Origin of the sequence: Enemella dayhoffiae (assembly GCF_002250625.1) — a bacterium.
Taxonomy (GTDB): Bacteria; Actinomycetota; Actinomycetes; order Propionibacteriales; family Propionibacteriaceae; genus Enemella; species Enemella dayhoffiae.
Window position 1 is genome coordinate 154307 of sequence record NZ_NMVQ01000023.1, and the last position, 14382, is coordinate 168688.

Sequence of the window (14382 nt, forward strand, 5' to 3'; positions counted from 1 at the left end):
CCGCCTCAGCTTCAAGGCTACGCCGCAGTCCTGACATTGGGAAGGGTCAGATGCTGCGCCCAGGCCCGGGTTGGTCGCGCCTGATGGTCTGCAGACCGGCCTCTGCGTGTCGGCTCTCATCGGCGACCAGCTGACGTACCTTGTCGAGTGCGGCGCGCGCTCGGGCGGCGTCAATCTTCTGGGCGGCGGACTCGGGCGGGGCACCGATGGGCGCGTCGTCGGTGATGCGGTAGCGGTCGCGGTAGGCGGCGACCACGCGTGCGGACTTGCGCCAGGCCGCGGCTCGTCGTCGGTCGTTCGGCTGCGCTCCAAGAGTCTTCGTCCACGGTGCGCTCTCCGTCAGCGCAGCTTCGAGTACAGCGTCGGCGCGTGCCTCGATCAGTTCCTCCCGCTCGTCGAGAGCTGCTCGCATCTCGGCGTCGATGACTCCGTGCGCCTGCGGGATGAGGCCGGCGATGAGTCGCGCTGGCTTGCGAGTCCTGCCGGAGCCTGCGGGGCGGCCGGTCGCGCGCTCGACCCGGTAGTGGAGGACGGCGGCGATGTCATCGGCGTCGCCGAACCCGCGCACTGCGACGAGGCGCGGAAGGAGCGCATCGACATTGTGATCGTTGGCTTCAGCCCGGCGAAGTTCAGCCGCGAGTGGGCCGAACGCGTCGGACTCGATGGCGCTCTCGGCCTGTTCGTCGGTGAGCCCGGAGCCACGGACGAGCGTGGCCCAGCGGTCGTGTTGGGCTGCTGCGGCGATGGTCTCGTACTCGGCGGCGAGCTGAGCGATCGAGCCCCACTGTTCCTGCTCGGCCACGATGGTCTCGTGCGCCGAGAGTTCGGCCCCGCTATGCTGCAGAACGCCGTAGAGCACGCTTCGCGCGGTGGCATGCAGGTCGTCGCCAGGGTGCGGCTGGCCGTGGTCGTCGGCGCGGTCGAGAGTCACGTAGGCGTGGTTCGCGTGCCGCCCTCGCGTCATCGCGACGTAGAAGGTCTCCCTCGTCGAGGTCGGTTCGACCAACACGTGCGCCGTGTCCGTAGTGATGCCCTGCGCACGGTAGGCGGTGACTGCGTAGCCGAGATCGACGTGCTCACCTACGTACGAGGCTGGAAGCACGATGCTGCCACCAAACCTGCGGCCACGCCTGCGAGCCGTGATGCTCCCGTCGTCGCGGACGGTGGTGCCGGTCCCGTAGTCGCGTGCGATGGTGATGGTCCCGTCGTCGCCGACGGCGGTGATGGTCCAGATGTCGCCGTTGCGCACCCAGTCCCGCCCGGCCAGGGTGCGGAGGTTCCGGTTGTTGCGTCGGGTGATGATGGTGTCGCCGACGCCGGCGGCGGTTCCGTCGCGCAGTTCGACTTCGCGGTCGGGGTTCAGCGTCTTGCTGAGGATCAGGTCGGCGCGGGCGCGACCGTTCAGCGTGGTCACGTCTTCGTGGGTCTCGGCGATCAGCACAGAGACGAGCCCGGCGTCCCGGTCGGCGCGCCATGCGTTGTAGGCCGTGTCGGTCATCGCCTCGCCGTCGCCCTCTGTGATGCGCTTGTGGGAGAGGTAGGTGTCGATGGCTGGGGTGCGCCCGTGGCGCAGCTCGAGTGAGGCGGTCTTCTCCCAGGCGTGGGTGAAGCGGTGAACGTCGACCAGCTCCGGCGTGTCGGCCCGGTCTCGGGCGACCATCGCGAACGCGCCGCCCGCGTCCACGGATTGCAGTTGGGCATAGTCGCCAACCAGAAGCACCTTCGCGCCAGCGTCCTGGGCGAGGTGGGTGATGCGATCCAGTGACAGGGTGCCGGCGAGGGAGGCTTCGTCAATGATGACGAGCTGTCCCGCCTCGAACGTGGCGCCGTGGACGAGGCGGTTCTGCCACCACTTCGCCGTGTTCTCAGTACCGATCCCGAGATCGTCCGCGAGGACCTGGGCAGCGACCGCTGACGGGGCGAGCCCGACGACGGAACCGGAGCCGTGCTCAGCTTCCCAGGCGCGGCGGAGCGCGTTCATGGCGGTGGTCTTGCCCGCCCCAGCAGGACCGACCAGCACGTCAAGCACCCGCCCCGGCACCGCGATGCGGGCCAAGGCATCGGCTTGGTCGCCGCCGAGCATGCGACCATCCGCGTCGGGTTTGCGCGTAATCTTTTCGACTGTCGCGAGCTGCACCGTCGGACCGGCCAGGTTCGCGGCTCGTTCGAGGAGCCTGTCCTCGGCCGCGAGCTGGGACTCGGAGGTGAACACGGTCGAGCTCTTCGGACGGAACACGGAACTGCCGTCGGGCCGACGGAAGACGACGGGCGAGGAGGCGGAGTTCGGGCGCCGTCAGCCGAAGGGAAACGAGCTCGGCGGCATCGGCAACCATCGCGACGATCGCTTCCCGGTCGTGCATGGTGGCGAACCGCCAGCCCATCGTCTGCCGGGATGCCTCGGCCATGAGATTCCACCGTCGCCAGGTCGAACGCTTCTCACCGACCACCTCGACGACCGAACGCCCAATCTCGCCAATGACATCGAGCGGCAGGTCATCGACGCGCAGCAGCAGCGGTTTGTCGTTGTCGGTCGTCTCGCGTGCCCATGTCGTCGCGTCCCGCCCCAGCGTCCTAGTTGCGCGGGTTCGCCATTCGGCGGTCAGGTCAGCCAAGGATCGGACCTGCTTCTCAGGCCTCGTGGACACCGTGGCCTGGGCTCGCAGTTTGAGGATCGTCGCGTTCGATGGTTGGTGTCCGTGCTGGGCAACGTACTCGGCGATGAGCCGGTTCTTCTCGACGTCGATGTGGCGGGCGCGGGTGGAGAACTCCGAGACCAGTTCCTCCGGCACTCCGGTGATCGCCCACGCTGGGTTCCGGTCGCGGCCCATCTCGCGTGCCTCCCAGGAGACGCCGAAGGCGCGCGTCATGTGGTCGGCGAACACGGCTTCGTGTAGTTCGGAGAGCGCGACGACGGCGGCGTGCATCGGTCTGCCGTCGAGCGAGCGCCACCTCCCGTCGAGGACGGTCTTGGCCTTGTTGCTGATGACGACGTGCGTGTGGAGGTGGGGGTCGCCGGCGCGGGAGTCGAAGTGATCGAACGCGGTCGCGATGAGCCCGGTGACATCGACCTGCGCAACCGCACCGTGCCCGGCGGTTGCACCCGTGCGGTTGGCTGCAACCTCGCGCTCCATAAACGCAACCACCTCCGCAACCGCTCGATGATGCGCCTCGGCGATCAGCGCCTGCACTCCGGCATCGGCGACTGCCCACAACACTGACGAGGACTTCGGGATCGAGAACGTGAAGTCGAAGCCCGCCACCGCACGTCGCGTGCTCCGTGCGCTCTCCTCGGCCACGATCTGCGCGACGGCCTCGCCCTTGGCGCCAGGCGTCATCGTCGGTTCGAGGCCGGCGATCCGTGCCTCGATCCGCTCGTCCTGGCTCTTGTACGCCGGGAAGCCCAAGCCGAGCTTGTCGCCGGTGATCGGATCACAGCCCGTGCCCATCAGGAGCTGGAGCTGGTCTTCCGATACTCGGTCGCCCACCTGAATCTCGCCTTTGCCGAGGGCTGCTACGCCCGCGCCGAGCCAGCGACCAGGAGGTGTGCCCTCCTCCATGTAGTAGCGAGTGAGCGGTGTCGACAGCGGCCTGTTGCCGTCGGCGGCCACGACCGTCTTGAGCAGGTACTTGTAGCCGTCACCCGCCGACATCACACGCATCGAAACCGTCATACTCACCTCCGCTCCTGGCGAGCAGGTGAGCACCCTCGCCCGGTGACTTCTGAGCCGGTAGGGCCCGGCTCAACCTCGACCTGCAAGACGCGTGTGACCTCGGATGGCAGTCGGAGCAGATGCGGGAGATGCGGCGTCAGGCGGTGCCGCTCGGATGGCTCAGTTGAGCACCAGGTGCGTGTCGAAGTCGTGCACCTGACAGGTGACCAGCTCGGCATCAACTTCGTGACGAGGCGATGCCGGGGACGACCTCACCGGAGCGACTTCATGCACGACCTCGACGTCAGCAGCGAACCACGACTCAGGATCGGATCGCTGTTCAGCGGCTACGGCGGCCTCGACCTCGCGGTCGAGCACGTCTTCAACGCCAAGACCGTGTGGTTCTCCGAACTCAACCAACCCGTCGCCCGCGTCTTCTCCCACCACTGGCCAGATGCACCGAATCTCGGCGCCATCACGGCCATCGACTGGAGTCACGTCGAGCCCGTGGACATCCTCATCGGCGGATTCCCATGCCAGGACGTGTCCACCGTCGGCAAGCGCGCAGGCCTCGCGCCAGGTACGCGCTCGGGGCTCTGGGCGCACATGGCCTCAGCCATCGACGCGCTCCAGCCCGAGTGGGTCGTCATCGAGAACGTCCGCGGGCTGCTGTCCTCACCCGCGACACGGCCAGCCGCAGAAGGAGACGACCATGACCGACGCAACCCAAGGGATGCAACCCCCGACGGCGCATCCCTTCGCGGCGTGGAACCCGACTCGTGGCATCTGGGAGACAAGGCAGCTCGACCTCTACGGGCTCTCGGCGCCGTTCTCGGCGATCTGGCCGACCTGCGGCTGGATGCACGATGGATCGGCCTACCGGCTTCCCTTGTCGGCGCTCCTCACCAACGCTTCCGCATCTTCGCCCTCGCCCGGCGCACTGTTCCGCACCCCGCTGGCGACGGACTCATCGCGCGGCGGGGAAACGCTCGACCAAGTGCGAGCGAGACGAGGGACGATCGCATCGTCCCACCAGATCATCGACTTCGCACTCCACGGACCGGCTGGCTCACCGAGCAGGAGAGCCGAGTCGGAAACGCTGTGGTCCCTGATCGACGGACTGTTCAGCGCTGGGGACGCTACGCCGACACCATCGCCCGCTGGGAACACATCACTGGGCGAGCCGCGCCCGCACCGGCCCGCTTGAACGACGCCGACGGCCCCCGCCCAGCACCCGCGTTCGTGGAGTGGCTCATGGGCTTGCCCACCGAGTGGGTCACCGGCGCCGATGACCTGACCCAGAACCAGCAGATCACCGCGCTCGGCAACGGCGTCCTTCCTCTTCAAGCCTGCGCGGCTCTCTCGTCGATCCTCGCGCAGGTAGACAGAATCGACGGAGGCCCGTAGCCAGGCTCGGCGAGTTACCCGTCGCTTGCGGACTCCCCAAGTCGGTCGAGCATCGCTATGGCTTCCGACTGGATCGCGCCAATGTCTCGATTCAGGTCTCCACGAAGAGCCTGGTTGGCGCGCACCGATTCGTTCACGCTATCGATCTCACGAACAGCGGCATCGAACTCTGCGTCGAGTTCCATCCGCACTTGCGCAAGCGCCGACCGTGAGATGTCGTCGCACTGCGCCAAGACCCTGCCCACCAGGGCGTTACGTCGACGAAGCTTCTCTTTCATGACTCGCACTTCCTGGCGCTCGTCGCTGACAACTGCGTACGCTTCCAGCGCGACTGGCAGGACAAGAGCCCCAGCTTTGGCGAACTTTCCGATGTTGTTCGCCCAGCGGACGGCCTGCCAGGGTTCGAACTTCCACCCCGCGAGCTTGCCCACCTTGTAGACGATCTGATGACCGCTGCTGCCGGCGGCTTGCTTGATGCCATCGCCAGCACCCCAGCTCTTCTGGAAGCCCTTCAGGTGTTCTGCTGCCTTTGGCGCCCAGGCAGGTACTCGCCGCTGCTTGCGACCTGTATCTCGCAGAAGCCCGGTGTCCGCCGGGATTTCCTGAGCCTCGACGACGCCGTGAACCTCCAGCTCTCGTAGCTGGTGGGCGTATGGTGACGCTTCAATCTCGCGCACCTCGGAAGTGAAGTCGGCGAGCTGCGAACTCACGACGGCGTGCACTCCATCGGTAAACCGCTGGTTGGCAACGGATAGCTGGGCGTTCAGCACGTCGGAGGCGGCTTCGAGCTTTGACCAGTCAGGGTTCTCGGACTCCTCGATGGACTCCGCGGTGTCCGCCAATGTCTCGACAGCTCGGATGCATGCTGAACGGAACTCTGATGCCTCCCGGTCGAGAGCCGAGTCCACAAGCACACGGCGATTCGTCAGCGCCTTACGCTGCCGGGCCAAGACTGTGAGGATGGCCTCCTCGTCTGGGTCATCGGTTAGCGAGGCCAACGCTTCACCAGCGGCCAACGCGATCTGCTGAAGAGGAACGCGGAAGCGGGCCAGCTCCCCGCGCTCCCGTGCGATTCGGTTGATCGTGTCCGCTACGTCTGCCATGCCTGATGCCTCGATTCGGCGGGTAGCGCGAAGCGGATCGGTCTCGTGGAGGCCGTCGAGGTAGGTCTTGGCGTCGCACTCGACCCAAGGCACCTGATCTGCAAACGTGCCAAGAGCAGCGCGGACCGCAGCTTCGCGTATCCCGACCGCCGCGTGGAGCGTGCGGCTCTTGGTGATGACGACCACCAGTTGCGGTGCCTTCCGCAGGTCTTCAGTGATGTGGCGCAGGTGCTCGACCGATCCATCATCGAAGAGGTCGACTGTGACAGCAAACAGGACGAGGTCGGCAGCGCGGAGCGCTTCCTCGGCCAAGCGGTCGTGATCAGACAAGCCTGCTTGCACGCCAGGCGTATCAACGAGGTCGACGAGTCCGTCCCAGTCGAATACTTGGACTTGGTCGGTCGCGACGGCAGAGTCGATGACGACCTCTGCCGCCTCGTCGGTCAGCGCCTTGATCAGAGTCGATTTCCCGCTGCTGTACTGCCCGGTGAGGACCATCCGCGGACGTTCATGTTCGTCAGCGACGAGGAGGCCGAGGAACCTCGATCGCACTTCCGATGGAAGTTGGTCGAGCAGCGAAGTCAGGCGTTGGGAGAGCCGGCGTACCGCTGCGGGGGCAGCGTGAAATAGCAGATCATTCATTCCGACGAACTCCTAGCAATGTTGGGCGAGCGATTGTGATCTGGGTACCCAGATGGTCTGAGAGTGTTGCTGACCATGCAGCGAGGACCGGTTCGGGCACGAGCGCCTCGATCGTGACGGTGGTGCGGTCAGGGCGAGCGCTCAACGCCTTAGGCACTTGCTCGGTCAGACCGAGTACATACGAAGTTGCACGCGCGCCAGGTACCTCGGGAGACGGAGGTCGCCCGAAGGTCATGACCTCAGGTGACGACGGTGGGAAGAGCCAGGATTCCGCGAAGGATTGGTCGGTAACCTCGACTGCGATGCACACCCCGGCCAGCCTCGTGACCCGCTCGACAGAGGAAGCCAGGCGCGACCGTCCATCGACCTGGAGGAGGCACACGGCCGTGCCGTGGTCGAGTTCTGCCGTGGCGACGCTGATGATCTGTTGCTGAGCCGCCAGGAGATCGGCTACATCAAACACAGCCATCTCTGCCACAGCTCGTTGCTCTGCCGTTGAGGATAGGTCGGCCCTGACCTGCCTGATGATGGTGTCGATCTGGATGCGAGTCTGTCGCTGCAGCTCTTCAAGGACACTGCCGATCTCTACTCGCAGCAGCTCCCGGTTCTCTTCAAGGATTCTGCCCTTGCCTTTGAAGAGCGATTGGACCTTCTTTCGAAGAGAGCTGACCAAGACAGTGCCGAGCCCGCCGACGATCACCCCGATACCGGCGCCGATCGGCCCACCGAATGCGCCACCAGCGAGCGCTCCTACCTTTGCGCCAACTAAGGCCGCGCCGAGCGCTCCGCCGGCGCCCACTACCGCACCGACAGCGCGCCGCTTCCAGAGGCCCCGGAAGTCTCGTAGTCCTTCGATCTTGACAGCGGCAGGGGCTGCGGCTGACCACTCCTGCTGGGCGGCGCTGTTCGCGTCGGTGATGGTCCGTGAGAGTTCGTCGAGATGTGAGGTCAGAGTCTGGCCGAGCTCAGTGATGAGGGAGTTCTGTTCTTCCTCCCACTTCTCCGACACTTGCGGACCGAAGTCGGTGATGGTCTGGTGCCATCCGTGGCGTTGGCCAACGATGAGGACCGCATCGTCTTCCATGCGCTGGCGGCAGGCGTCCACTAGCCGTCCGGCGCGGAGTTGCTGGTCCGTTCGGAGCCCTCGCGCAACACGCGCGAGCTCCCGTATCTGTTGCTCACTGTCTGCCAAGACCTCGCTCAGCGCCTGGGCTTGAACGCGGACCTCATCAGTGGCTCGAAGCACGCGGCGAGCGGTCCGGTGAACTCGCGACTCGTTCTCAAGCGTGTCCAGAAGGTGCAGGACCCTACTCCCCCTCTTGAGAGCAGCGCCGAACTGTTCATCGGCGCGGGCTTGGCGCGCTGCCTCGGCGTGCAGCATCACCTCCGCCACCGGCTGGACTCCTGCGGCCGAGAGGTGGGCACGGATCGTGTTGAAATGCCCTTGGTGCTGATCGAAGACGGACGTGGGATCATCCAGGAAGTCCTCACGATCGAGTTCGTCGAAGAGACTTGCGCGGCAGTTCAGGGCGACCACGACAGGCTTGCCTCGAAACGCCACGGCGCGCAACGCTTGAGCTGTCTCCTCCTGGAAGGAGTCGTTGCTGGCTACCCACAGCACAAGGTCAGCACCGGGGACCTCTGCCATCGCGAGGGCGACGTCTTCGGCACCATCTTTGGCTCCAACACCGGGTGTGTCGACGATCTCAACGTCCTGAAGATCGAGGGCGGGAGCTGCGAACACATCGCGGGAGGTGCGCTGGGCACCGACACCGATCCGTTCCGCCGACCCGCCCGTCAGTGCTGCAAGTAGTGTGCTTTTGCCAGCCATCGTGCGGCCCATGAGAACCACTCGCATTGGTCGACCGGCCGTGGAAGTCTCGGTGATGGCGGCAGCTTCCACGACTTCCAGGAGGTACGCGGTGGCCTCGTTGCTTGTCAGAGCGCGAAGGCTCTCGTGGTGGGCTTCGCGCAGGATCGAGCGGCAAAGTGCGATTGCCTTTGAGCGGGCGGGCAGCGGATCATGACGCTCCGGTTCGGGGCCGAAGAGCTGATCACGCGCTTGTGGACACCAGTCATGCCTGTCCACGGCGCACGCTTCCGTGTTGTGCTCTTGAGATCGTCACCCGCGACGCGAATCTCACCGATGAGTCTGAGTGTTGGGACCTCGCATCGTCAGAACGGTGGTTCATTAGCGCTCCAGGAGGAGGATGCGGGCGGTGACGCATCGGGAACCTGAGCCGCTTCATCGATTGCTTCAAGGAGTTCAGTCCCCGACGATGCTGCTTCGTCCAAGGGCCTCAGCCAGTCAGTAGCTACGGACATGGTCCGGCTGTTTGGCTCTGTCTCCGGCGCGAGCGGACTGATCCTCACGATCACTGGAACCTGAGCAGAGACGCCAGCGAGGACGCAGACCCCTCGGGGCAAGATGGGCAACTGCTCAAATGAGACGCGGTCCAGGTAGGCGACTGCCTTCTCAATCGCCTGCACGTCCAGGTTATTTACGAGTCGGTGTAGGAAGTAGTTGTGAAGTTGCGAAATGATCGTGGGCGAGATGTCATGAGGGCGTTGGCTCGCGAGAGTCAAGAACACGCCGAACTTGCGGCCTTCCTTGACGATTTCCTCGAACGTCTCTAGCCGGTAGTCACGCCAGGCTTCGCTCTCCCGTGACGACTCCAACGACAGGATGTTGTGGGCCTCATCGATGATCAGGTTGAGGTAACGCGCGTTGGTGGGGTCGTTCTCCTTCTTCTGGTCGTATAGGTGCTTGCAAAGCAGCATCGGGATCACCTTGCGCATGGACAAGTTCACATCGCGCAGTGAGACGACTATCAATGGTTCGTCGTATGCCTGCACGTCGTCGGCGGTGATCAGCTTCTTTATGTCGGGCACCCGGGTTTCGAGGCGCTTGATCAGCGGCGACAGGTGCTCTCGATTGGAGAAGCCGCTGATGATGTCGTTGTAGTACTGGAGCACGATCTTGAAACGAATCAGGTCGATGCCGGGTTCGATCGCAGAGAAATCGATCGGCAGCGCGACGACTTTGTCCTTGGTCAGCGACTCCCAAGTTGAATGATCGGGGTCAATGTAGTTACTCCATTCGCCCCAGAAGAACTTCGTCATCGTTGCGTTGTAGTGGAGGTTCGTCTGGAACTCGTCTATCAGGTCGGCCAGTTCCTGGGGCGCTGACGGGCCAAGGCATGTCTGAACCTCGGCCAGGAGGTTGAGCAGAGTCTGTCGGTCGATAGATTTGTCGCTGCTCTTGGTTGCGCGAAGGACCATATCGCCAAGAACGGTTAGGAGATCAGCAGGGTCCGCCAGTCGCCGATCCCAGTAGTCACTGTTGAGGACGCGCGCGAGGAACGGAGCCTGCGTCTTTTCCGTGGCATCGAGAAGGACCGTCCAGAACGCCAGGTCACTGACCGCAGTCGATGGAAGTGGCAGGCGTGGGCCGCCGTCACGACGTGTGCTGAGGGCGTACTCGCGCTTGTTCCCGTCGCCAGTCAGCACCGCCGTGGAGCGGTTGTCGCCGTCGGACGGGTTGCGATTCAGATACTCGCCATTGAAGTCGATCAACACGAACTGCGCCCTCTGGCGGAAGCCTTCCAGCGGGCCGTACCGCTCAAACAGTTCGTGATAGAGCTTGGCTAGGGTGTATGACTTGCCGCTTCCGGTGTTGCCGAAAATCCCCACATGACTGGCGAAGATCGCGTCGACACCGAGCGCGACCTGCTGAGTAGGTTCCATTGCCAGGACGCCAACCTCAATGGCAGTGTCCGAGTCGCCTACGAATGCGTGGAGCAGGCCGAACTCCGCCTCGGTGAGGATGAAGCACTCGTTGTCGAGGAGCGGCATCTCGCGAACTCCGCGCTCGAAGCGGCCGTTCTCGATGTACCCAATCAGGCTGACCTGAAGACGACGGCTCATCGGGTCGACTCCGCGCCTGTAGGTGGGTGATGCGCTGCGATCCTGCTCGACAACCTCGCCATCAACCTTGGCGATCAGTTCTGAGAACCCTTTGACGATCTTGAGATACCCGCCGACGGCAACGTTGCGAACGATGCCTCCTCGGAAGAGCAAGTGTGAGCCGTTCTTGAGTTTGTCGACGGCGACGTGGACTTGCCGCCCTTCGACTGAGACGACGCGGCCTACACGAAAGACGCCGTCCTGCTCGACCGCGTCCCCCTCAGACATCTGCGCTCTCGCTGGCCGAGATGTGGATGCCAAGCTCGATCCGCTGGTCGGGTGCAGGGAACTTGTCTGCGACGATCGGAGCGAAGTAGTCCCGTGTGACGACGTCGAGCGTCGCCCTGGTCTCATCGGCGCCTTCGTCGGGCGCTGCGGGAGCGATGTAGATGATGTTGCTGTTCTTGACGTCGACCTCTGGGATCAGCTTCTGGTACTCCGCACGATCGGCCCGCGAGTAGCAGAATACGATCACCTGAAGCGTGGGATTTGCGCGCGCTGCCCGAAGCACGACATCGCGAAGGTGCTCGTCTCGGAAAGAGAATCCGTGCACGAACAGGACGCTGTTCTCCTTCTCCATTTCGTTTGCGAATCGGCGGATCAGTTCGTAGTACGTCTCGTTGAGGACTGTGGTGGCAAACTTCTGCTTGTCAGGATTGACGATGCCGAGCGCGCTGTAGGCGGTCATGAAGTCGTGTACCGCGGCTGAGGCAGTTCCCGTCGGCACCTTCGCGGCGAGGGCGGAAGCGCTGACCTCATGCGGCTCAGAGATCGGGATAAGTTGATCACGCGCCGCAGCCAGTGTTCTCTGGACCTCAGCAATGACGGTCAACCCATGGTCGAAGATGATCTCGGTCTGTCCAGGCGAGTGTGATTCTTGGCGCCACCCGGCCGAGCCGTGGAGCTTCACGAGGTTGAACACCGGCACCTCGGAACGTTGCTCGAACCTGCTTGCCATGCGAAGACGGATGGTGTTGAAGTCGCCGAGGTCGAATCGGGGCCGAATCTTTCCGCTGAACCCGTCACTGAAGTCAATGCCCATCTGCTCCAGCGCAACCTCAAAGACCAAATCGACGTTAGTGGTGAAGATGTTGGCCTGCTTGGCGAGAATCGAGCTGTGGCGTTTCAGGAGGATGCGGTTGACCGTGCGCAAGAACTTTGCGTACGAAGTCAAGACGGCCTCCGTTTCAGAATGGCGGTTGATAACCTTCAGGTTCGGTGCAAGCACCGAGTCGAAGAAGTACCCATAGATGGAGGCCCGGACAATGGCCTTCGTATCGTCGGACGCGTCCAGCTCAGAGAGCTCGGTGAGTGCGTCCTCGACATTTCCGAGCAGACCGAAGAACGACGAAGGAGTTCCGGCTCCGATCAGGAAGCTCAGGTGGGAGTCCTGAACGATCGTACGAAGACGTTCTGCGCTGATGTCGTCAACTGACTTGCCCGCCACAGGCGTATGCGGGACGCCATTGATGCTGACGTCTGTCATGAGCCGCCCTCGCCTTCGTTGATGTAGGTGATGCCGAACGCGAAGACCTGACGGAACTCCTGGCGACGGGAGCCGAGGTCGAACTGGCTTCCTGAGCCCTTCTGGAAGATGTCGAGGCCACGTCCGAGGAGGAGCTTCCAACCGTCGTCGGTGCGGATCGACCTGTCATGGATGGTTTGATCCCAGGTGACCGTGAACTGAACACCGACGGTGGCGGCGCTGTCCTGGATGTCCTTGAGCATGAGGAGGTGCTGCTGTGCGTACTCGCTGCGGTCTTCCTTCGTCACCAGCGTCACCGCGATCTCGTCGGCAGGGTCCTTGGCCGCTGCCAGCAGGGCCAGCAGGTCGACGAGGTTGCGCCCCTGGTGCGGGAGCCGGATGTAGGGGTCGACGATGGTGATGCTGGTGGCATCGCGCAGGTAGGGCATGAGCAGCGTCTCGTACGACACCCCACGCTGGTTCTCCTGGAACTCGCGGTGCCCTTCGAACAGTGGCGCCGCCACCTCGGGAGCAACTGGAGCCGCAACTGCGACCTCTGCTTGCGCGGACCCAGGCTCCGCCGACGACTCTACTTCGCCCTTGGCCTCGGGGCGGCGAGCCTGGTAGTAGTCGGGGTACTCGTCCTCTTCCAGTGTGGTGACACCACGCCAGGTGCCGGTCTTGTCGGAGTAGCCGAAGTTGACGGCGGCCATTGTGGTGTCGATCCGAAGAATCTGGTCTTTGACGCGCTTGCGTCCTTCGACGGCGAAGCGCAGCAGTTCTTCGATCTCTTCTTGCGTGGCCTCGCCTCCGGGGTAGATGAGCTTCATCAGGCCGGAGAAGGTCTTGTGGATGCCGTCGCGGTCTCGTGTGGAGATGTCCGAGCCGAGGGCGAAGTACTGCTGGTAGCGGTCGGAGTAGTCGGTGTTGCGCATGGATCGCAGCACTTCGGCGATGTAATCGACGACGAAGCCGTAGCCGGAGGAGAACATCTCGCTGCGGATCGTGTCTACCTCCCAGCCGGGGATGTAGAAGTGGAGCCGGTCGAGGTAGGCGGAGTCGTGGTACGCCTCCGGCAGTTCGTCAAACAGGTTCGAGTGCTTGAGCATATACGGCACGTTGTGCGAGGTGTTGCCCACGAACACCATCGACGCTTCAGCCCCGAGAGTCTCGACGCCACGGGAGAACGACTTGTTCGCCATGTAGTTCTTCATGATGTCGACGAGCGCCTTGTCGGTGCGCTTCTTCTTGCCGGCGAACTCGTCGAACGCCACCACGTCCCAGTAGCCGACAAGGCCGATGCGACCGTTGGCGTTGTTCACGAAGAGCTTCGGGACGGTGACCTCGCCACCGGAAATCAGCATGCCGTGGGGTGAGAACTCGGAGTAGATGTGTGACTTGCCGGTGCCCTTCGGTCCCAGCTCGACCAGGTTGTAGTTCCGCTCGACGAACGGGATGAGACGGACGAGTTGCAGCAGCTTGGCTCGTCGTCCGAACATCTCAGGGTTGAACCCGATGGACTGGATCAGCAGGTCGATCCACTCTTCGGTGTTGAACCCCTTCCGCGACGCGAGGTAGCCCTCGTAGTCGAAGCTCGACATCTGGATGGGCTTCAGGCTCCCCAGAATCCAGGGCACGACGCGGGCGTCGTCGCTGTGGAAGTACTCAATGTCGCAGATGCACCATACGCCGCCGACCAGCAGCTTTGGGTTCGCCTTCACTGTTGCAGGTTCGACGATGACGCCGGTGAGCCCGAGGTTGGCGAACGAGGCCTGGTACACGTCCTGCTTGTCGTTCAGGGTCACAGTCACCTTGTCGATGATCCGGTGGCGGCCCTTCTCGCGGATGGTGGACTTCACTAGTTCTGACTCGTTGCGGTGCACGTAGTGGTCGGCGAGAATCTTGCGCACCGCGTCGATGCCGGCCTGGATGGTTGCTTCGTCGTCGGAGGCGGCGTACTGGCCGAGCAGGTACTCCAGCACGTAGGAGGGGACGATCGCGTTGCCCTTGACAGCCTTCACGAGGTCTTTGCGGACGACGGAGCCGCCGAACAGCAGGTTGATCTTGTAGTCAAGATCGCTCTGCTGCGGTGTGCCGGGCTCGGCGCCCGGTGCCTCGCCGGAGTGGCTCTCGGTGTCCGTCATGGCTG

Annotated in this window: 7 protein-coding genes and 1 pseudogene; 1 reads left to right on the forward strand and 7 read right to left on the reverse strand. The window is 63.7% G+C overall.

Annotation, left to right across the window (positions count from 1 at the left end; translation table 11 throughout):
- Positions 1–46: 46 nt before the first annotated feature.
- Positions 47–2212 carry an ATP-dependent DNA helicase gene (locus CGZ93_RS19485; RefSeq protein ID WP_229117394.1) on the reverse strand — a complete coding sequence of 722 codons (2166 nt, stop codon included), beginning with the start codon at positions 2210–2212 and terminating at the stop codon, positions 47–49.
- 418 nt (positions 2213–2630) lie between these two features.
- A pseudogene (gene mobF, locus CGZ93_RS19490) lies at positions 2631–3671 on the reverse strand (MobF family relaxase); the annotation flags it as partial.
- Between the two features lie 174 nt (positions 3672–3845).
- Between mobF and CGZ93_RS11715 the strand changes: the two are divergent.
- Positions 3846–5057 carry a DNA cytosine methyltransferase gene (locus CGZ93_RS11715; protein WP_229117395.1) on the forward strand — a complete coding sequence of 404 codons (1212 nt, stop codon included), beginning with the start codon at positions 3846–3848 and terminating at the stop codon, positions 5055–5057.
- Between the two features lie 14 nt (positions 5058–5071).
- Here CGZ93_RS11715 and CGZ93_RS11720 read toward each other — a convergent pair whose 3' ends face one another.
- The 5 genes from CGZ93_RS11720 to brxL form a co-directional block, all read right to left on the reverse strand.
- The gene (locus tag CGZ93_RS11720; protein WP_094364303.1) at positions 5072–6802 is read right to left on the reverse strand and encodes a GTPase; all 1731 of its coding nucleotides are present in this window, start codon (positions 6800–6802) and stop codon (positions 5072–5074) included.
- Positions 6795–8891 (reverse strand): GTPase domain-containing protein, encoded by a 2097-nt coding sequence (locus tag CGZ93_RS11725; protein ID WP_141211191.1) that lies wholly within the window; start codon positions 8889–8891, stop codon positions 6795–6797. Before CGZ93_RS11725 ends, CGZ93_RS11720 begins: the two co-directional genes overlap by 8 nt.
- Positions 8892–8977: 86 nt before the next feature.
- Positions 8978–10996 carry an ATP-binding protein gene (locus CGZ93_RS11730; protein ID WP_176451741.1) on the reverse strand — a complete coding sequence of 673 codons (2019 nt, stop codon included), beginning with the start codon at positions 10994–10996 and terminating at the stop codon, positions 8978–8980.
- Entirely contained in the window at positions 10989–12254 is a 1266-nt protein-coding gene (locus CGZ93_RS18445) for an SIR2 family protein (RefSeq protein ID WP_141211192.1), read from the reverse strand. Before CGZ93_RS18445 ends, CGZ93_RS11730 begins: the two co-directional genes overlap by 8 nt.
- The gene (gene brxL / locus CGZ93_RS11735; RefSeq protein WP_094364306.1) at positions 12251–14377 is read right to left on the reverse strand and encodes a BREX system Lon protease-like protein BrxL; all 2127 of its coding nucleotides are present in this window, start codon (positions 14375–14377) and stop codon (positions 12251–12253) included. The genes CGZ93_RS18445 and brxL overlap by 4 nt, the downstream gene beginning before the upstream one ends.
- Positions 14378–14382: the final 5 nt, after the last annotated feature.